This window comes from Micromonospora sp. NBC_01655, from assembly GCF_026339755.1.
GTDB lineage: Bacteria > Actinomycetota > Actinomycetes > Mycobacteriales > Micromonosporaceae > Micromonospora.
In genome coordinates this window covers 437,409-456,504 of record NZ_JAPEQF010000001.1, presented here as the reverse complement: position 1 = coordinate 456,504, position 19,096 = coordinate 437,409, and the positions used below count along the sequence as shown (strand labels likewise).

19 protein-coding genes and 1 tRNA gene are annotated in these 19,096 nt (G+C 74.1%); 12 read left to right on the top strand and 8 right to left on the bottom strand.

Translation table 11 applies throughout. From position 1 onward, the window contains the following. The first annotated feature begins 49 nt into the window (after positions 1-49). Positions 50-2,959: a helix-turn-helix domain-containing protein gene (locus OOK41_RS02290; RefSeq protein WP_266262763.1), complete on the top strand. Its 2,910-nt coding sequence runs from the start codon at positions 50-52 to the stop codon at positions 2,957-2,959. 296 nt (positions 2,960-3,255) lie between these two features. Here OOK41_RS02290 and OOK41_RS02285 read toward each other — a convergent pair whose 3' ends face one another. Then, a complete protein-coding gene (locus OOK41_RS02285) occupies positions 3,256-3,765 on the bottom strand; it encodes a MarR family winged helix-turn-helix transcriptional regulator (protein WP_117668080.1) in 510 nt (169 codons plus the stop codon). Positions 3,766-3,866: 101 nt separating this feature from the next. Here OOK41_RS02285 and OOK41_RS02280 point away from each other — a divergent pair, with 101 nt between their 5' ends. After that, entirely contained in the window at positions 3,867-4,448 is a 582-nt protein-coding gene (locus OOK41_RS02280; RefSeq protein WP_117668079.1) for a YceI family protein, read from the top strand. A gap of 366 nt (positions 4,449-4,814) precedes the next feature. Further along, positions 4,815-6,293 (top strand): glutamate--cysteine ligase, encoded by a 1,479-nt coding sequence (locus tag OOK41_RS02275; RefSeq protein WP_266262760.1) that lies wholly within the window; start codon positions 4,815-4,817, stop codon positions 6,291-6,293. 7 nt (positions 6,294-6,300) lie between these two features. Here the strand turns inward: OOK41_RS02275 and OOK41_RS02270 are convergent, their stop codons facing one another. Beyond that, positions 6,301-7,854, bottom strand: a complete 1,554-nt coding sequence (locus OOK41_RS02270; protein ID WP_266262758.1) for a hypothetical protein — start codon at positions 7,852-7,854, stop codon at positions 6,301-6,303. A 111-nt stretch (positions 7,855-7,965) separates the two neighbouring features. Here OOK41_RS02270 and OOK41_RS02265 point away from each other — a divergent pair, with 111 nt between their 5' ends. Both OOK41_RS02265 and OOK41_RS02260 read left to right on the top strand, forming a co-directional pair. Then, on the top strand, positions 7,966-8,649 hold the full coding sequence (locus tag OOK41_RS02265) for a PASTA domain-containing protein (protein WP_117668118.1): 684 nt from the start codon (positions 7,966-7,968) through the stop codon (positions 8,647-8,649). Between the two features lie 93 nt (positions 8,650-8,742). Then, positions 8,743-9,522, top strand: coding sequence for a PASTA domain-containing protein (locus tag OOK41_RS02260; protein WP_266262756.1), 780 nt, complete (start codon positions 8,743-8,745; stop codon positions 9,520-9,522). A 66-nt stretch (positions 9,523-9,588) separates the two neighbouring features. Here the strand turns inward: OOK41_RS02260 and OOK41_RS02255 are convergent, their stop codons facing one another. Together OOK41_RS02255 and OOK41_RS02250 are read right to left on the bottom strand one after the other, a co-directional pair. Continuing rightward, positions 9,589-10,038: a hypothetical protein gene (locus OOK41_RS02255; RefSeq protein ID WP_117668076.1), complete on the bottom strand. Its 450-nt coding sequence runs from the start codon at positions 10,036-10,038 to the stop codon at positions 9,589-9,591. A gap of 100 nt (positions 10,039-10,138) precedes the next feature. Beyond that, positions 10,139-10,426 (bottom strand): hypothetical protein, encoded by a 288-nt coding sequence (locus OOK41_RS02250; protein ID WP_117668075.1) that lies wholly within the window; start codon positions 10,424-10,426, stop codon positions 10,139-10,141. A gap of 624 nt (positions 10,427-11,050) precedes the next feature. On the opposite strand from OOK41_RS02250, the gene OOK41_RS02245 reads away from it, so the two are divergent. The 3 genes from OOK41_RS02245 (at position 11,051) to OOK41_RS02235 (ending at position 12,764) form a co-directional block, all read left to right on the top strand. Then, entirely contained in the window at positions 11,051-11,932 is an 882-nt protein-coding gene (locus OOK41_RS02245) for a helix-turn-helix transcriptional regulator (protein ID WP_117668074.1), read from the top strand. Further along, positions 11,902-12,123, top strand: a complete 222-nt coding sequence (locus OOK41_RS02240; RefSeq protein ID WP_117668073.1) for a DUF397 domain-containing protein — start codon at positions 11,902-11,904, stop codon at positions 12,121-12,123. Before OOK41_RS02245 ends, OOK41_RS02240 begins: the two co-directional genes overlap by 31 nt. Before the next feature lie 233 nt (positions 12,124-12,356). Then, positions 12,357-12,764: a hypothetical protein gene (locus tag OOK41_RS02235; RefSeq protein WP_117668072.1), complete on the top strand. Its 408-nt coding sequence runs from the start codon at positions 12,357-12,359 to the stop codon at positions 12,762-12,764. On the opposite strand, the gene OOK41_RS02230 is transcribed toward OOK41_RS02235, so the two are convergent. Further along, complete coding sequence (locus OOK41_RS02230; protein WP_266262755.1) at positions 12,732-13,334, bottom strand: hypothetical protein; 603 nt, start codon at positions 13,332-13,334, stop codon at positions 12,732-12,734. The genes OOK41_RS02235 and OOK41_RS02230 overlap by 33 nt on opposite strands. A 173-nt stretch (positions 13,335-13,507) precedes the next feature. On the opposite strand from OOK41_RS02230, the gene OOK41_RS02225 reads away from it, so the two are divergent. Next, positions 13,508-14,026: a GNAT family N-acetyltransferase gene (locus OOK41_RS02225; RefSeq protein ID WP_266262754.1), complete on the top strand. Its 519-nt coding sequence runs from the start codon at positions 13,508-13,510 to the stop codon at positions 14,024-14,026. A 28-nt stretch (positions 14,027-14,054) separates the two neighbouring features. On the opposite strand, the gene OOK41_RS02220 is transcribed toward OOK41_RS02225, so the two are convergent. The 3 genes from OOK41_RS02220 to OOK41_RS02210 form a co-directional block, all read right to left on the bottom strand. Next, a complete protein-coding gene (locus OOK41_RS02220) occupies positions 14,055-14,861 on the bottom strand; it encodes a WecB/TagA/CpsF family glycosyltransferase (protein ID WP_117668117.1) in 807 nt (268 codons plus the stop codon). Next, positions 14,858-15,931, bottom strand: a complete 1,074-nt coding sequence (locus tag OOK41_RS02215) for an NAD-dependent epimerase/dehydratase family protein (protein ID WP_266262752.1) — start codon at positions 15,929-15,931, stop codon at positions 14,858-14,860. The genes OOK41_RS02220 and OOK41_RS02215 overlap by 4 nt, the downstream gene beginning before the upstream one ends. 128 nt (positions 15,932-16,059) lie before the next feature. Further along, positions 16,060-16,145: transfer RNA gene (locus OOK41_RS02210), tRNA-Leu, on the bottom strand. A 232-nt stretch (positions 16,146-16,377) separates the two neighbouring features. Here OOK41_RS02210 and OOK41_RS02205 point away from each other — a divergent pair. Genes OOK41_RS02205 through OOK41_RS02195 form a run of 3 tightly spaced genes read left to right on the top strand, consistent with a single transcriptional unit; the run spans position 16,378 to position 19,079 of the window. After that, a complete protein-coding gene (locus tag OOK41_RS02205) occupies positions 16,378-17,154 on the top strand; it encodes a DUF3662 and FHA domain-containing protein (RefSeq protein WP_117668069.1) in 777 nt (258 codons plus the stop codon). A gap of 6 nt (positions 17,155-17,160) precedes the next feature. Continuing rightward, complete coding sequence (locus OOK41_RS02200) at positions 17,161-17,649, top strand: FHA domain-containing protein (RefSeq protein ID WP_007073875.1); 489 nt, start codon at positions 17,161-17,163, stop codon at positions 17,647-17,649. Further along, positions 17,646-19,079, top strand: coding sequence for a PP2C family serine/threonine-protein phosphatase (locus OOK41_RS02195; RefSeq protein ID WP_117668068.1), 1,434 nt, complete (start codon positions 17,646-17,648; stop codon positions 19,077-19,079). The genes OOK41_RS02200 and OOK41_RS02195 overlap by 4 nt, the downstream gene beginning before the upstream one ends. Positions 19,080-19,096: the final 17 nt, after the last annotated feature.

The following is a 19,096-nucleotide window of genomic DNA, read 5'->3' as shown; positions in this document are numbered from 1 at the left end:
GCGACGGTTGCCTGCCGGCCGTCACACCCGATCCGTACCCTTCCTGCCCATGGCTCCCGATCATGATCGTTCGCCGGGTGCGGACGGTCGTACCGGCCTGTCGGACCTGTTGCGCGCGTACCGGCGCGCGGCCGGTCTCACTCAGGCCGAGCTGGCGTCCCGGGCGGGCATCGGCGTGCGCACGGTCCGCGACCTGGAGCGCGGTCGGTCCGCGCGACCGCAACGGACCACCGTCGAGCTGCTCGCCGGCGCGCTGGCCCTGGCCGGTCCGGCGCTCGCGGAGTTCACCGCCGCCGCCCGGGGCGCGGTCCCGGCCCGGTCCGCCCCCGCCGCCAGGCCGTCGTGGCGACCGCCCCCGGCCGTCGGCGCCGGGCCGCCGCCGGGCACCCAGTCCGCCGGTACGTCGATCGCGCTTCCGCCACCGGTCGAGCTGATCGGTCGGGAGCAGGACGTGGCCGAGCTCGTCGAGCTGCTGACCGCCGGCCACGGTCCACCGGTGGTCAGCCTCGTCGGACTGGCCGGGGTGGGCAAGACGGCGCTGGCCCTGGCGGTGGCCCACGCCGTCGCCGGCCGGGCGCCGGGGGGCGCGGCCGGGGTGCTCGTCGGGGAGGGCTCGGACACCGCCGACGTGCTCTCGGCGGTGGCGGCCGTGTTCGGCGGCGCCCGCCCCCCGGACCTCGCCGTCCGGCTCGCCGGCCGCCCGGCGCTGCTGCTGATCGACGCGGTGGAACGTGCGCCGGACCCGGTGGCCGAGGCGTTGCACCGGCTCGCCCGGGCGGTGCCCATGCTCCGGATCCTGGTGACCGGCCGGCATCCGGTCGGTGTGCCGGGCGAACGGGTCTGGCCGGTGCCGCCGCTGGACGTTCCCCCGCCCGAGCTCGACCCGGCGGAACCCGACGTCCTCGCCGGCTACCCGGCGGTGGCGCTGTTCACCGCGCGCCTGGCCCGGGTACGGCGGGAGCCACCGGACCCGGCCGAGCTGCCGGCCCTCGCCGCGCTCGCCCGCCGGCTGGGCGGGCTGCCGCTGGCCATCGAGCTGATGGCCGCCCGGGGACGCATCCTCGATCTCAACGAACTGCTCGACCGGTACGGCGATCGCGTCCTCGACCTCGCCACCTCCCCGGTGCCGGCGCCCGGGCCGGGGTGGGCGGCGTCCGAGCCCGGCGGGGCGCACGCCCCTCGGCCGCCGGACCCGGCGGCCATCCGGCGGCCCGCCGGTTCGGCCGGGCCCGGCGGCCCTGCGATGGACGGCGGCCCTGCGATGGACGGCGGCCCTGCGATGGACGGCGGCCCTGCGATGGACGGCGGCCCTGCGATGGACGGCGGCCCTGCGGTGGGCGGCAGGCCGGCGGAACCGGGCGGTGCGGTACCCGGGCCGGCGGCGTCGGGCGGGGCGGGGGGCGGCGCGCCGGTCACCCTGCGGGACGCGGTGGCAGCCAGCTACCGCCTGCTCGCGCCCGAGGAGCGGGCGGCGCTGCGCCGGCTCTCCGCGTTCCGCAACCGCTGGTCCGTGGAGCTGGCGGAGGAGATGCTCGCCGACGACGCCGACCCGGAGGGCACCGTGTCGGTCGACCCGGTGCCGCTGCTGGACCGGCTGCTCCAGCTCGGCCTGCTCAGCGTGCGCGGTGCCGGGCCGTTCCGGTTCCGGCTGCTCGACGCGGTGCGGGAGTTCGCCGCCGAGCAGGCCATCGGCGCCGGCGAGCTGAGCGTCGTCCGGCGGCGGCATGCCGAGGTCTTCTCACGGCTGGTGGGCCGTACCGTTGCCGACCTGGCAGGTTCCCAGCTCACCTCGGCGGTACGCCGGCTCGACGAGGCGACCGGCGACATCACCGCCGCTCTGGCCCACGCGGCGGTCGACGACCCGGTCACCGCGCTGCGGCTGGCCGCCGGACTGGCCCGCTGGTGGCGGTTCCGGGGGCGCAACGTCCTCGGGCGGCAGTGGCTGTGCCGGCTGTTGGCCGACCCGCGTACCGCTGACGCCGACCCGATGCTGCGCGCGTGGGCCGCGCTCGGGGCGGCCCGGCTGGCCGCCGAGCACGGGGCCGCAGAGCAGGAACTGCCGGCGGCGCGGGGGGCCTGGGCGGTGTTCCACCGGGTCGGCGACGTGACCGGCGAACTGGAGGCGCGTACGGTGCTCGGCGCGCTGCTGGTCGCCACCGACGCGCACGACGAGGCGCGGGAACAGGCGCTCGCCGTTCTCGCCCTGGCCACCCGGCACGGCCGGGTACGCGACATGGCCGTGGCGCAGAACAATCTGGCCTGGCACGAGACCCGGCTGGGCGACCTGGCCGGGGCCCGCCGCCGGTTGGCCGCGGTGGACCGACTGGCCGCGCAGTGCGGCGAGCGGCGACTGAGGGTGTTGGCCCGGGCGAGTCTGGCGGAGGTGACCCGCTTGGAGGGCCGGTACGCCGATGCCGTGGCGCAGGGCCGACGGGTGCTGGCCGGGGTGGCGGAGCTCGGTGATCCGGGACACCGCCGCCGGGCCGTCGGCACCGTCGGACTGGCGCTGGCCCAGGACGGGCGCCCGGACGAGGCGACCGAGGTGCTGTCCGGCCTCCGCTCGTGCGCGGCGGGCGACGCGGCCCTCGGGGCGGCTCTGGCCGGTGGCCGGCCGGCCTTCGGGTGGGACGCCCGTGGCCGGGTCGCGGACGCCCGGTTCGAGGACGCGGTCTGCGCGTTGATCGAGGCGAACATCGCCCTGCACCGGGGGGACCGGGACCTGGCGGCGGAGTGGTTCGCCGCCGCGGTCGAGGCGGGCGCCGCCGGACGGGACCGCCGGGACGTGGTGGAGGCGCTGGTCGGGCTGGCGGCGAGCACCGTCGACGCGGACGTGCTCGACCGGCTGGACCGGCTCTGCCGGGAGACCGGCATCACCCTGCTGCCCCGGGAGGTCGCCCAGCTCGCGCCGCTGCGGGCCGCCGGACACGATCTCGGACACGTCGGCGTGGTGAATGGGTGACCCGGCGGCGCGGCGGAGCGACTTCACGCCGGGCGCAGTGGTGACGCGCAGTGGTGGCGCGGAGGGGTGGCGCGAGCGAAGGAGCCCCCTGGTGTTACCCCTCGCTCATCGCTCGCGCCAGCACCCCCCGGTGCGCCCCCGCTGAGAGCACAGTAGCCACCGCGGGCAATGGGCTTCGTCCGTTTCGCCCGGATAGCTACCGCTGGCTGAGCCGATTCTGCCGGTCTTTCTGCCGGTATCACCACCCGGAGCCCGCCCGGGCTCCGTACCCGTGTCCAGCGGGGGCCGTCGGGGAGTCAGCCGCCGGGCGGGGCGGTCGGCTCCGCCGGATTCGGTTCGGTGCTGCCCGCCGTGGCCCCTGGGTGCACGGCGTCGCGCACCTGCCGGAGGCCGTCGAGGAGGACGCGCAGCGTGTCGGGCGCCAACTGGCCGGTGAACCACTGCTCGATGATGCGCAGGTGCCCCGGGAGGGTCTGGTCCAACCGCTCCAGGCCGGCGGCGGTGACCACGGCGTACGAGCTACGCCGGTCGGACGGGCAGGCCCGACGGCGGAGGAGCCCGTCGCGCTCCATCCGGTCCACCACCCGGGTCACCCCGCTGGTGGAGAGCGAGGTCTGCGCGGCCAGGTCCGTCATCCGGAGCTGGTTGCCGGGCGAGCGGGCGAGGCGGGTCAGCATCTCGAACTCGACCGGGGAGAGCCCGTGCTCCTCGAACTGGGCGGCGAACCGGGCCGACAGCCCGGCGTGCGCCTCGACGAGCAGGCCGACGGCGGTGATCCGGGGGTCGTCGAACACGTTCTGGTCCACCCGCCCATCGTAGCAGTACTTGACACGAGGAATATTGTTGCGGCTATAGTTGCTCAGTCAGCCGTTGGGCTACTAAACAATCTCCCCTGGAGGACAGCACCATGACCAGCAGCACCGAATCGGTTACCCGCGAGTGGGACGGCCTCACCATCCCGGCCGCCGGCACCTATCTGCTGGACGCGGCTCACAAGCGGGTCGGCTTCGTCGCCCGGCACATGATGGTCAGCAAGGTCCGTGGTGAGTTCGCCGACGCGACCGCCACGATCACGATCGCCGAGGACCCGTTGCAGTCCACGGTCTCCGCGACCATCCAGGCCGCGAGCATCAGCACCGCCCAGGCCGACCGGGACGCCCACCTGCGCAGCCCCGAGTTCCTGGACACCGAGACCTTCCCGACCCTGGAGTACCGCAGCACCGGCGTGAAGTCCCGGGACGGCAACGAGCTCGTGCTCTCCGGCGAGCTGACCATCAAGGGCGTCACCCGCCCGGTGGAGCTGGAGGTCGAGTTCGAGGGCGTCGGGCGCAGCCCGTTCGGCCAGGACATCTTCGGGTTCTCCGCGAGCACCGAGATCGACCGCGAGGACTTCGGCCTGACCTGGAACGTCGCCCTGGAGACCGGCGGTGTGCTGGTCGGCAAGAAGATCAAGATCGAGATCGAGGGCGAGGCCGTCCGCCAGGCCTGATCCCCGCAACTTCGAGGACTGCACACCCTGAGTCCTGAGCACCGGAAGACCCCGTGGGCCCGCGCCGCACCAGTCGGCGCGGGCCCACGGTCCGTGTCGGGCCCGCGAGCCCCGGGGCGGCGTGGAGCTGGCGTCCCCGACGGGACGGTGCGAATTGTCACGAACCGTCGGTCACCGTGCCCGATGGCGGGCACGCCCACCTGGGTAGAGATCCGTCGGGAGCGACCCTCGGCCCGGTCGTGGCCGTCGTCGCGGTGATCGCCCGGCGTCGGCCGCTGGCCCGGGGCGTTGGGCACATTTACCGTAGATGGTTCACAATGCGCTGCGGAACGGCACGTTCCGCAGCGCCTCGCGCCGGGAGGACACATGGGCAGGGACGTCGAGCAGGGCGCCTTCTCCCGGGAGGACAGAGTCCGCTACCGGCAGAAGGTCCGGCGGTGTCTGGACGTCTTCGCGTTGATGCTGGACGACTTCGGTTTCGACGCCGACCGGCCGATGACCGGGCTGGAGATCGAACTCAACCTGATGGACCCGGCGGCCGAGCCGGCGATGCGCAACGAGCAGATCCTCGCGGACATCGCCGACCCGCTCTTCCAGACCGAGCTGGGGCAGTTCAACCTGGAGCTGAACGCCAAGCCCCGGCTGATCGAGGGCGGCGGCTTCGCCGACTACGAGCACGACCTGCGCGGCAGCCTGACCCGGGCCGACGAGCGGGCGGCGAAGTCCGACGCCCGGATCGTGCTGGTCGGCATCCTGCCCACCCTCACCGAGCGCCACCTGGTCGCCGACAACCTCTCCACCGCCGCCCGGTACCGGGTGCTCAACGACCAGATCGTGGGCGCCCGCGGCGAGGACATCGAGCTGGACATCCGCGGCGTCGAGCGGTTGCAGACGCACACCGACTCCATTGCGCCGGAGGCCGCCTGCACCAGCCTTCAGTTCCACCTCCAGGTCGCCCCGGACAGCTTCGCCGACTACTGGAACGCCTCCCAGGCCATCGCGGGCGTCCAGGTGGCGGTGGGGGCGAACTCGCCGTTCCTGTACGGCCGACAGCTCTGGGCGGAGACCCGGATCGCACTGTTCCAGCAGGCCACCGACACCCGCCCCGACGAGCTGAAGGCCCAGGGCGTACGCCCCCGGGTCTGGTTCGGGGAGCGCTGGATCACCTCGATCTTCGACCTGTTCGAGGAGAACGTCCGCTACTTCCCGCCGCTGCTGCCGATCTGCGAGGACGAGGACCCGGTCGAGGTGCTGCACGCCGGCGGCGTCCCCGAACTGGCGGAGCTGCGGCTGCACAACGGCACGGTCTACCGCTGGAACCGGCCGGTCTACGACATCATGAACGGCCGCCCGCACCTGCGGGTGGAGAACCGGGTGCTGCCGGCCGGTCCCACGGTGGTCGACATGCTGGCGAACGCCGCCTTCTACTTCGGACTGGCCCGGGGCCTGGCCGAGGCGGACCGGCCGATCTGGAGCCAGTTGACGTTCAGCTCGGCGGAGGAGAACTTCCACACCGCCGCCCGGCGCGGCATGGACGCTGTCCTGCACTGGCCCCGCCTCGGGGACGTGCCGGTGACCAAGCTGGTGCTCGACACCCTGTTGCCGACGGCGGCCGTCGGGCTGGACCGCTTCGGCGTCGCGCCGGCCGAGCGGGACCACCTGCTCGGCGTCATCGAGCAGCGGTGCCGCACCGGCCGCAACGGCGCGGTGTGGCAGACCGAGGCGGTCTGGGCCGCCGAGCGGCGCCGGGGGATGGACCGCGACGCGGCCCTGCACGACATGGTGCAGCGTTATGCGGCGCTTCAGTGCGGCAACGAGCCGGTGCACACCTGGCCGGTCGACTGACCAGGCGTCAGCGGGTGCGCCGCCCGCCGCGGGGCTTCGGCGCCGTCGGCGGCCGGCGCTCCGCGGCCACCTCCACACCCCCGGCGGGTACGCCGTCTCCGGCGCCCGGCTCCACCGCGCGCCCGGCCCCCGTCCCGGCTGCCGGGGCGGTCCCGGCGGTCCCGGTCTCCCCGGCGGTGCTGGCTTCTCCGGCGGTCCCGGTTTCCTCGGCGGTGCTGGCTTCCCCGGCCCCGGACCCGGTGGCCGTCCCGGCGTCGGGAGTGACCGGGCCGGCCTGGCCGGCGGCGGGCGGTCCCGGCTCGGCGTTGGTGCCGCCGGAGCGCTGCCGGGGCACCGGAACCGCAGCGCCGGACGCGGGCAGGGCTGCCAGCGGCACCGGTACGCCGGCGCGGCGGGCCGCCGTCCGCTGGGCCAGCGCGGCGGTCAACATCGACCCGGCGAGGCCGGCCAGCACCGCGTACGGCGCGACGAGGTGGGCCGACACCTGTTCCCGGCCGATCGTGGCGAGGCCGGGCACGGCCAGCAGGTAGGCCAGCGCGACGAGCAGCGGACCTGCCGCGCCCGAGGCCGCCGCCCCGAGTCGGCGCTCCGGCGACCGGGCGGTACGCCGCGCGGCCAGCGCGCCGATCAGCAGTGCCGAGCCGAGCGCCAGAAGCGCGCCGGGCCAGTAGAACCAGTCCCGGATCCAGAAGGCTGGCCGGTCCGCGCTGAGCTGCCAGATGCCGAGTTGGGCGGTGGTCAGCCCCCGCCCGGAGAACACCCCGTCCGCCACGGCGACCACCGCGAGCAGCCAGAGCCAGCCGACGGTGGCGACCACGTCGGCAGCCGCAGCCGGTGAGCGCAGCGCCCACCTGGCCACCAGCATCCCGATCAGCACCCCGGCCCCGGCGTACGCGGCGGCCACGGCCTGTGGTGCGGAGACGTCCGGGACGCTCACCACCCGGGCCGGTACGGCCACCAGCAGCACGGTGACCAGCGCCCCGATCCCCCCGGCGAGCGCCAGGGCCGTCGATCCGAGCCCGCCGGCCCCGCCCTGCCCGGAACCGCCCCGGCCCGGGGTGGGAGCGGCCACGCCGGAGGAGCCGCCCGGGCCCACCCCGGGCGTGCCGACCGGCTCGGGCGGGGACGGCGTGCCGACCGGGTCCACCCAGGCGGGCGTGCCGACCCGGTCCACCCAGGCGGGCGTGCCCACCGGGTGCACCCGGGCGGGCGTGCCGACCGGGTCCGGCCCGTCCGGGGAGCCGCCACCCGCCGGGGCGTCGGGGGTGGCGATCGCCTCCAGGCGCTGCTCGGCGGTGGCGGGAGCATGCGGGGCGGGGACGCCCGGTGCCGGGGCGCGCTGCCGCAGCCGCTGGGCGCAGACCGCGCCGGCGATCGTCGAGGTGCTCGCGATCCAGGTCGACCAGGCCAGGCTGGCCACCCAGGACGCCCCGCCGCCGACGTCCGCCCCCGCCCAGCTGATGATGCCCAGCCCGTAGCCGAAGCCCAGTTGGGCGGCGCCCGCGCCGGCAGCGACGCCGACCGCCGTGGCGATCGATCCTCCCCAGCCCCGTCTGGCCATGCCGGGGAGCGTAACGTCCCGAGGTCGGCCCGGCGAGCCGTGGCGGAGAACCGGACTCCCGGGTGCTTGGCGCGGCCCGGTACGGTCGCCGGTGATGAGGTGGTGGGCGCGATGACGGACGGGAACACCGCTCGGGAGACGTACCCCGGCGAGCCGGGCGGGTCCGGGTCGGGCCGGATGGCCAGGGTGCTCGGCGGTGGGCTCGCCGTCGCGCTCCTCGCGGCCGTCGGCGCGGCCGGCGGCTGGCTGCTGGCCGACGAGGACGCCGCCCCGTCCGGCCCGAGTGCGGACGCCGGCGCGACGGCCCCGGCCACCGAGAGCCCGTCGCCGACCGTCCGGACGACCTCGCCCGCGCCCCGGACCAGCGCACCCGCCCCGTCCGGCGGGCTGACCGTCCCGCCGGTGGTGGGCACGGACTTCGAGGACGCCCGGGACGAACTGCGGGACCGCAGGCTCGGCTGGCGGCTGGTCTTCGGCACCGGGTCGGGGCGCAACGTGCGCGACGCCGACCCCCCGGTCGGCTCGGCCGTGCGCCGGGGCACCACCGTCGTGCTGCACGTCGCGGGGCCGGCGCCCGAGGTCAGCGTCCCGGACCTGCTCGACGACGACTGCTCCGACGCGGCCGACGACCTGGTCGAGGAGGGCCTCTACCCGCGCTACCGCACCGGCCGGACGGGCACCGTCACCGCACAGGACCCGGAGCCTGACAGCACGGCGTCCTGGAACGACGTGGTGGCCCTGACCTGTGGCAAGGAGCCGGCGGAGCCGAGCGGGGAGCCGGCACCGACCCCGTGACCGCGGCTCGCCGCGCTGATCCGAGCCGGCGTGCGCGGCAGCGGTTAGCGTGGATGCCGAGGGCCAGGCCGCCCGGTGGGGAGAGGACGTGCGATGAGCGACGACCGCCAGGGCCCGCCGCCGCCGGCCGACGACGCCGACGACCGCACCCGCCCGCTGCCCCGCTCCGGGGACGGAACCCGGCCGCCGCCGGGTTCCCCGCGCGGGCTGCCAGCCGAGGAACCCGCCGACGAGACCCGGCCGCTGCCCCGGTCCGGGGACACCGGTCGGCAGCCGCCGGCCGGCCCCGCGGTCTGGTCCGGGCGGGCCGGGGTCCCGCCACCGCGCCCGGCGGACTACCGCGACCCGGCCGGCGAGGACTGGTACGCCGAGGACCAGCCCGGTCGGCGCTGGTGGACGCCGATCCTGCTCGGCGTGCTGGCGCTGCTGCTGGCAGGCCTGCTCGGGGCCGGCCTCTGGCTGCTCGCGTCCACCGACGACTCCCCCGGTCCCGGGGACACTTCCTCGGCGCGGCCGACCACCGCCCCGGCGACGACCGGTGCGCCGACGACCGAGGCGACGACCGCCGGGCCGTCCACCACCCCGCCGTCCACCACCCCGCCGTCGACCACCCGACCCGCGGTGCCGATGCCGCCGCTGGTCGGGCTGTCCCGGGCGACGGCCGAGCTGGTCCTGGACCAGCTCGGCATCGAGCACCGGGTCGAGGCCCGGGAGTCCGACCAGCCGGCCGGCACGGTGCTTGAGACCGATCCCGGTGCCGGCGAGCTGGTACCCGCCGGGGAGGAGGTCACGCTGGTGGTCGCGGCGGCCCCGACACCCGCCAGCAGCGCGGCCGAGCCGTCGGCGACCAGGGCTGCCAGCCCGACGCCCTGACGCCGCCGGGCCGGCCCTCGGCGGCACCGGGTCCCCGCCGTGCCGGGTGCTCACCACATCCGGTGCTCACCACATCCGGCGTCTGGTCCCGACCAGTCCAAGCCCGGCCAGCGCGATGGCCAGGCCGAGGACCCCGGACCAGAACAGTGAGCGGCTCACGTCGTTCCGGCGCTCCGCCGCCCCGTCCGGGGCCCGGCGGGCCTCGACGATCGAGTCCGTTCCGGCGCCGGCTCCCACGCCGGCGGGGCCCGGTACGCCGACCGCCCCCGCCGGAGCGGCTTGCGCCCCCGCCGGCTGATCCGCCCGGTCGGCCCAGCCCGGCTCGGGACCGGGCTCGTCCACCACGGTGATCTCGGGGGCCGGGACCGGAGCGCTCAGCTCGGTGGCGGACAGGGCCGGGTAGCGGACCACCATCACGAGGATGGTGACGGCGCCGAGCAGCGCCAGCAGGCCGAAGGCGTAGAGGGCACGGGAGCGGTGGTGTCGCCGCGCGGCGGGCAGAATGACCATGACCATCCCAGGTTCAGGGTCCGGGATGCGCGAGGTGGAGACTTCGCCGGGGTGGCGTACCGATCCTATGCCGGCGGCACGCATCCCGACCTGCGATTCCGGCGGGTCAGCCCACCCGGACCGCCGTACGGGCCACCGGGCGGCGCGGCCGGACGGTGTGCTGCCGGGGCGGCTGCGGCGCGGTCCGGAGCTGGCGCAGCCCGGCCGCCTGCACGAAGATCGACCGCCGGTTGACCGCTTCCCCCGTCGCGTTCAACTCGTAGCCGTCGAGCCACACCCAACCCTGGTACGTGGGCCAGTCGTGCACCCGGATCACGCGGAACATGATCGGTCTGAGGAACTGGACACTCGCCGCGCGAGTCACGTGCACTACGTCACCTGAGCGGGGAAGCACAGAGGGCTCCTGGAGAGGATCGGCCGGCGTGCGCCGGCGGTGGTTCGGGGGATGTCGCGGGTCCGGTGACGGGGTCGTGCCTCGTGAACCGGTCAGCGGGGCGGTGGTGGTCGGGTCGTGCCCGCTGGTGGCGTGCCGTCACCCGACCACCACCCGACTGCACCCGGTCGTCGCGCCCGCCGTCGCAGCCAGTGGCGTGCGGCGACGGGGCCTGGAACCGGGGGCAGGTCCGTCGTGTGGTGCCTGGGCCCGGCCCTCGACCGAGCGCTCCGTCGCGGCGGAGCACCCCCCTCTCCGGTGGCCGACCGGAACGGTGAGTGACCTTGGCCCTACGGACAGACTGCATCAGTGACGTGCTTCATGCAAGTTGCATGTCGACTTTTGCCGATACGTGAGCGGCGCGCGTAAATAGACGCTTGATGCCGCCGTCCCCGGGGCGGCACACTGAACGTCGGTTTCGCCCGCCGCGGCCGGCCGACGACCGGCACCACGCCTCCGCCGCGAAACGCTCGCCGCCCGACGGTCGCGCCCCGGCGGGCGTCGACCCCCGGCGCGATCGACCGGAGGTAACCGGGTGAGCGCGAGCAGCGATCGGTCCGGCCAGGCGGCCCACGGGGGGACGCCGTGAGCGAGCGACGCAGCCCCACCATCCGCCGTCGCAGGCTCGGCGCCGAGTTGCGTCGCCACCGCGACGCGGCCGGCATCACGATCGAGGTGGTCGCCGAGCAACTGGAGTGCTCCGCGTCGAAGATCTCCCGGATCGAGACCGGCCACACCACCGCCACCCCCCGCGACGTCCGGGACATGTTGCTGATCTACGGGGTGTCCGGCGCCGAGAGCGACGAACTGGTGCAGATTGCCCGGGAGGCCCGGCAGAAGGGCTGGTGGCACCCGTACAGCACGGTGCTGGTCGGGGCGTACGTCGGCCTGGAGTCGGCAGCGAGCTCCATCCGGGCTTACGAGCAGCAGGTGGTGCCGGGCCTGCTGGAGACCGAGGAGTATGCCTCGGCGATGATCCGGGCCGCCCGTCCCGACTTCACCGTGGATCAGGTCCGGCAGAGAGTGCGTGTCCGACTCGACCGTCAGTCGTTGTTGACCCAGGACGATCCGGTCGATCTGTGGGTGGTGCTCGATGAGGCGGTGCTGAGCCGGCCGGTGGGCGGCGACGTGGTGATGCGTGGTCAGCTCAAGCGGCTGGTGGAGGTGGCGGAGCTGCCGAACGTGACGCTCCAGATCCTGCCGTTCTCGGTAGGGGCGCACGCCGGCATGGACGGCACCTTCACCATCCTCAGCTTCCCCGAAGCGGGTGATCCCGATGTCGTGTACGCGGAGAACGCCACGGGTGGGCTCTTCCTCGAGAAGAGCGACGAACTGCAGAAGTACAGCTTCATCTTCGATCACATTCGAGCAGCGGCCACACGCCCGGAGGAATCCATCGCACAAATCGCAAAACTGGCAGAGGAGCCGTTGTGGAAGTGGCGACCAAGAGGTTCCGTGGGGACCTGACGCGGGCGACGTGGTTCAAGAGCTCGAAGAGCGGGCCGAACTGTGACAACTGCGTCGAGGTGGCGTACGTGACCGGAGCAATCGGGGTACGGGACTCGAAGGACAAGAGTGGGCCCAACCTGATCTTCGCTCCGGGTGACTGGCACGCCTTCGTCGCCGGTACCAGGGAAGGCACCTTCGCCCGGGACTGATGGACCGGACCCCGACACGACGGGCGCGGCCCGTTCGGCAGCGTAGCCGGACGGTCCGCGCCCGTCGCGCGTCCGAAGGGAAGCCGGTGACTCTGCGGTACGGATCGGCGGCCGGCGGTACGGATCCGCCCCGACCCGTCGCCAGCCCCGCCCCGGGTCGTTGTACCCCTCGGTACGGCGCTGGTCGACAAACCCGCCGCACGGATCGGCAACCAAGCGAGGCAGGCGAGACGATGACGACGATCGGGTCAGAGAACCTCACCAACGGTCCGGGCAAGCCGGAGCGGTTCGGCGGCAAGTACCGCGGGGCCCGCCGGGACACCGTGCTGACCGAGGTGGTCTCCACCGACACCGAGTTCGCTGGTCGGGACGGCGGGTCGGCCACCCCCGAGCAGGCCGGGCCGCCGCTGTCGCTGCCCTCGCTGGACCCGAACCCGCTCACCGAGCCGTCGTTCCCGCCGGCCGGTTGGCCGACCGGGTCGGCCGAGCCCCTGGCCGACCACCCGCTGCTGCGCGGCCTGCTGCTGGAGTTGCCGCCGAAGGGGAGCGTGCCTCCGCCCGGCTGGATGGACCGCTGGTTCGAGGCGACCCGGGCGATCCTGGAGCTGCTATACGTGCAGGGGGCTGGCCGCCCGCGGTGACGCCGGCTGCCGCTGGGGCAATGCCCGCTCGGCCAGCCGGCTGTGGCGCAGCGCGTGTCGTACCCCGATGGCGACGACACCCAGCGCGCCGATGGTGACCCCGGCCCCGGTCGTGCCGGGCCCCGCGAAGACGTCCAGGCCGCTGGCCGAGAGCACACCCGGGATGGTGGCCAGGCCGGTGACCTGGAGCGGCAGGCCGACGAGCGGGTGGGCGGCGGCGGCCCGCAGGCCGTGCGGGGCCGGGGCGTGCGGGGCCGTGGCGAGGGCACCGGCCCCGGTCCACAACCGGCGGACCCGCCGGGCGGTGCTGGCCCCGACCAGCAGCGCGGGCGTGGCCGCCAGTGCGAGCCCGGCGGCGGCCCGGTCCACCGTGCCGGTGCCGGCGCTCTGCAATCCGGCGGCGAGCACCCCCGCCGTCAGGCCGAGGCCGGTCAGGGTCAGGGCGAGCAACCATCCGGTACGCCGACGCAGCGCGCGGGCGCGGTCCAGCCGGGGCAGCCGGTCGGCGAGGATCCCCGCGGCCAGCCACACGCCGGCAACCGGCAACAGAACGATGAGATGCCCATCCATGGCATCAGCCTTGCCCAGCCCGCCGCCCACCGAATCCGGGCCGACCCCGGGTTCGCCCCGGACCAGCCACCAGTAGGGGGCGGGACGCGTCGGCGCTATGCTCCCGTCGTGCCCATGTTCGTCCTTTTTGGGGCTGATCCGTCTGCATGAGTGGAGCCGCTAGCATGTGGCCGGTGCGGCAGCCAGCGGATCGCGAACCGGTGACCCTCCAGGTCGCCACCGAGCAGCTCCAGCCGGTCGTCGAGCGGCTGGGTCAGCTCTACCGGCACGACCTGTCCGAGTTCCGCGGCATGGTTCCGCGCGCCGACGGGCTCTTCGCGTTCGACCAACTGCCCTTGTTCCTCGGGGCGGCCGACCGGGTGGCCCACCTGATCCGGTGGGGCCCCACCGTGGCCGGGTTTGCGCTGACCAGGCACCCGTCCGACGGTCCGTCCTCCGTCGCCGCCTTCTTCGTCGTACGCGCGCTGCGTCGGCGGTCGGTCGGTCACGACGCCGCGTTGGAGTTGCTGCTCGACCGCCCGGGTAGCTGGGAGATCGCGTTCCAGGAGGAGAACCCGGGGGCGGCTCGGTTCTGGCGGGAGGTCGCCGCCTCCGTCGGTACGGGGTGGCGGGAGGAGCGCCGGCCGGTGCCGGGTAAGCCCCAACTCCCGCCGGACACCTGGCTGCTGCTCGACGTTCCCACCCGGCGCTGAACCGCCAGCGGCCCGGAAGCGAAGTCGGTCAGACGGCGAAGGGGGCGGGGCGCTCGGTGGCCGGGGCGGGTGGCTTCGCCTTCCACAGACCGGTCTTCTGCGCCGCCAGCCGACCCAGGTACGCCGGGTTGAGGATGACGTACCGGCGCCAGAGCCGCTTCGGCTCCAGGCCGAGCCGCCAGAACCACTCCAGGCCGGCCCGCTGCATCCACGGCGGCGGGTTGCGCAACAGCCCCGCGTGGTAGTCGAAGGCGGCCCCGACGGCCATCAGCGGCATGTCCAGCAGGGGCCGCATCGCGTACGTGAAGACCTCTTGGCGCGGGCAGCCGAGCCCGACCAGGACGAGCCGGGCACCGCTGGCCCTGATCCGGTCGGCGATCTCGACGTCCTCGCCCGGCTGCACGGCGCGGAACTTCGACGGCTCCACCCCGGCGATCTTCAGCGCCGGGAACATCCGCTCCAGCGCCGGGATCAGCCGGGCCAGGGTCTCCTCGGTCGAGCCGTACAGGTAGACCGGCAGGCCCTCCTCGGCGAACCGGCGCAGCACGTGCAGGGTCAGCAACGGGCCGTAGACCCGGTCGGTGAGGCCGGCGTGGTGCAGCAGGTTCAGTGCCCAGCGCACCGGCTGCCCGTCGGGGGTCACCACGTCGAACGAGTTGAGCCGGGCGTTGTGCGCCGGGTCGAGCACCCCGGTCATCACGCCGTGCACGGCGAGCGCGGTGAGCGCCAGCGGCCGGCGCTCGTGCGCCGCGGCCACCACCCGCTCGGTCGCGGTGGCGTAGTCGGTGGCGTCGACCAGCACGCCGAGAACGTTGCGCTTGCCGTCGACAGTCATGCGCCCGGAACCCACTTGTCCACGTTGGCCTCGTAGATCTCCCGCATGATCATCGGTACGTCGTACACCTGCTTCCACTCCGGGTAGTCGGCCTGGAACGCCTCGTTCGAGCCGATCCACCACTTGTGGTCGCCGATCCGGTTCGCCTCGACGTACTCGGTGACCATCTCCTGGCCGGTGATCTGCTCGGCCAGGGCGAACGCCTCGCGGTTGGAGGTGTTGGAGTGCCGTCCGCCGCCGAGGTTGTAGACGGCCGCCGAGCGCGGGTCGCGGAAGAAGACCTCGAACGCCGACACCACGTCGGAGCTGTGGATCGCGTCCCGGACCTGCTTGCCCTGGTAACCGAAGATCTTGTACGTCCGGCGCTCCATGTTGGCGCGCATCACGTACCCGAGGAAGCCGTGCAGCTCGGTGGCGGAGTGCGCCGGGCCGGTCAGCGTGCCGCCCCGGAAGCAGGCGGTCCGCATCCCGAAGTAGCGGCCGTATTCCTGCACCATCACGTCGGCGGCCACCTTCGACGCGCCGAAGACCGAGTGCAGGCAGGCGTCGATCGACATGTCCTCGCGGATGCCCTGCTCGTACGGGTGCCCCGGCTCGATCTCCCACCGGGTCTCCAGCTCGACCAGGGGCAGGCTGTTGGGGCGGTCACCGTACACCTTGTTGGTGGAGCAGTGGATCACCGGCACCTCGACGCAGTGCTCGCGGACGTTCTGCAACACGTTCAGCGTGCCGCCGGCGTTGACGTCGAAGTCGGTGAACGGGTCCCGCACCGCCCAGTCGTGCGACGGCTGCGCGGCCGTGTGGATCACCACGGCGATGTCGCGGCCGTACCGGCCGAAGAGCTTCGCCAGCGAGTCGCGGTCCCGGATGTCGATGCTGTGGTGCGAGTACGCCCCGCCCAACTCCTCGGCCAGCCGCCGGACGTTCCACGCGGTCGACGCCTCGGCGCCGAAGAACTCCTGCCGCATGTCGTTGTCGATGCCGACGACGTCGAGACCGAGGCCGGCGAAGTGCCGGACCGCCTCGGAACCGATCAGGCCGCCCGACCCGGTCACCAACGCGACACTCACACGCCACTCCTGGTCCATAGGAATCAGGGAACGATCGGAGCATAGCGTGACGTCCGGCACCGACCGGACGCGACGCAGGGCACCCCGAAACGACTCAAGGGCCCCGCATCGCTGCGAAGCCCTCGATCTGGTGGGGAAGGGGGGAGTTGAACCCCCACGCCCTTTCGGGCACACGGACCTGAACCGTGCGCGTCTGCCATTCCGCCACTTCCCCGTGGCTGACCGGGAACACTGTAGCCCGCCCCGGTTCCGCTGTCGCCAGCGGCCCGGCACATCCTACGGTCTTTCCGACCCTCGCCGCGACCGGTTACCGTTCGTGGCGGACGAAACTGTAGCACGAGGGCACCGGCCCTTCCGAACGGGCCGGCAGAAGCCGGCCGAGCGGCGTGTGAGCTGCGCGCGCGCCGGCCGGATACCATCATGTCCTCGGGACCGAGGAGGAGCCGGTGAGCGTGCTGCAACGCTTCGAGAAGCGTCTGGAAGGCCTGGTCGAAGGAGCCTTCGCCAAGGTCTTCAAAGGGGTGGTTCACCCCGTGGAGATCCTCAACGCCATGCAGCGGGAGGCCGAGGCGCACAAGGCGATCCTGGCCGGTGGGCGCACGTTGGTGCCCAACCGCTACGTGATCGATCTCTCGCCCTACGACCACAGCCGGCTGGCGCCGTACGCCGCCGCCCTGGCTCAGGAACTGGCCCAGTCGCAGGCGGAGTTCATCGGCGAGCAGGCATGGACGGTCTACGGCGACGTGATCGTCGAGATCGAGCGCGGCGAGGGTCTCGACACCGGGATGTTCCGGGTCACCGCCGAGGTCTACACCGGCGGCGACGTCGCCCCGGTCTCCGCGCCCGGCTACGACCAGGGCGGCTACGACGCGGGCCCGCCCGCGTACCCGGCGTACGACCAGGGCGGCGGCTACGGCCCGCCGCCGGGGCACGGCGGCGGGCGCAACGTCCGGTTGGTCTCCGGCGACGGCCGCACCTACCCTCTCCAGATGGGCTCGACCGTGATCGGCCGCGGCGACCAGGCCAACCTGCGCCTGCCGGACGTCGGCATCTCCCGGCGACACGCCCGGCTGGACTTCGACGGTGGCCAGGTCGTGCTGACCGATCTCGGCTCGACCAACGGCACCATGGTCAACGGCCAGCGGGTCTCCGCCGTCGCCCTCAACCCCGGCGACATGATCCAGCTCGGCACCACCACCCTGACCTTCCGCGTGGACGGCTGATCCGCCTTGCCGGAACTCGTCATCACCGTCGCCCGGTTCGGGTTCCTGATTCTGCTGTGGATCTTCGTGTTCACGGTGGTCGGCGTCATCCGCCGGGACCTGTTCGCGGGTGCCCGTTCGGGTCGGCTGGTGGCCGCGCCACGGGCGGTGGGGGCCTCGACCGGGCAGCCGCAGGCCAAGCCGGCGAAGGTGAAGCGGGGGCGGGCCGCGCACCAACTGGTGGTGACCGCCGGCCAGCTCGCCGGCACCCGGATCACCCTGGGCGAAGCGCAGATCACCATCGGTCGGGCCGAGGATTCGACCCTGGTCATCACCGACGACTACGCCTCCGCGCGACACGCCCGACTCGTGCCGCGTGACGGGCAGTGGTTCGTCGAGGACCTCGGATCGACTAACGGCACCTACCTGGATCGCGCTAAGGTCACCGGACCAACCCCCGTCCCCCTCGGCGTGCCGATCCGTATCGGCCGCACCTCTCTCGAATTACGGCCATGACTCTGACCCTGCGCTATGCGGCCCACAGCGACCGCGGTCTGATCCGAGACGGTAACCAGGATTCCGTCTACGCCGGGCCGCGGCTTCTCGCCGTCGCCGACGGCATGGGCGGCATGGCCGCCGGTGACGTCGCCAGCAACATCGTCATCGGTGCCATGGAGCCGCTCGACCAGGACGTCCCCGGTGACGCCCTGGTCGACGCGTTGCGCTCGGCCGTGGGCACCGCCAACCAGCAGCTCCGCGACACCGTGGACGCCAACCCGCAGCTGGAGGGGATGGGCACCACGCTGACCGCGACCCTCTTCTCCGGCACCAAGCTGGGGATGGTCCACATCGGTGACTCGCGGGCCTATCTCCTGCGCAACGGCGAGTTCGCGCAGATCACCAAGGACGACACGTACGTCCAGATGCTCGTCGACGAGGGCCGGATCAGCGCCGAGGAGGCGAGCAGCCACCCCCAGCGTTCGCTGCTCACCCGGGCGCTCGACGGCCGCGACATCGACCCGGAGTACAGCGTCCGGCAGGTGCTGCCCGGCGACCGCTACCTGATCTGTAGCGACGGCCTCTCCGGCGTCGTCAGCGCGGAGACCATCGCCGACACCCTGCGCGAGTACGCCGACCCGCAGCAGTGCGTCGAGCGGCTGGTGCAGCTCGCGCTGCGCGGCGGCGGCCCGGACAACATCACGGTGATCATCGCCGACGCCACCGACCAGGACATCGTCGAGGCGAGCCCGATCGTCGGCGGCGCCGCCGCCCGTGACCGGGGCATGGCCACCTCCGCCGACGTCTCCACCCCCGCCGCGCGCGCCTCGGCGCTGTCCGCGCCCCGGCCGCCCGCCCCCGAGGAACCGGCCGAGGACGACGACGACCGCCCGAAGCGCCGCCCGCTGCGGACCACCGCGATGCTGCTCGGCCTCGTGGTCATCCTCGGCGGCGTGTTCTTCGCCGGCTGGAGCTACACCCAGCGGCAGTACTACGTCGGCGCCACCGAGCAGGGCCAGGTGGCCGTGTTCCGGGGCGTCCAGGGGCAGATCGCCGGCCTGGACCTCTCGGCCGTGCACTCCACCAGCCCCGCCCGCCTGGACGATCTCACCCTGGCGGCGCAGGAGCAGGTCAAGCAGGGCATCCCGGCCAAGAGCGAGCCGGACGCCGAGCGCCGGCTGGCCGAGCTGACCAGCGACGACCCGGCCAACCCGAACCTGAAGCCGATCTGCCCGGCCGGGCCGACGGCGACGCCCGACCCGGCCACCCCGGATCCGGCGACCCCGACGCCCACCACCCCCGCGGCCACCCCCGGGACGAGCCGTACCGCGGTCGCCAGCGGCGAACCCGCCGCCACGTCGACCCCCGCGCCCACCACCACACCCGACGCGCCGCCCTCCGACACGGTCCCGCCGGCCGACCCCGCCGGCTGCCGGTCGCCCGAGTGAGCGTCGGCTGAGAAAGC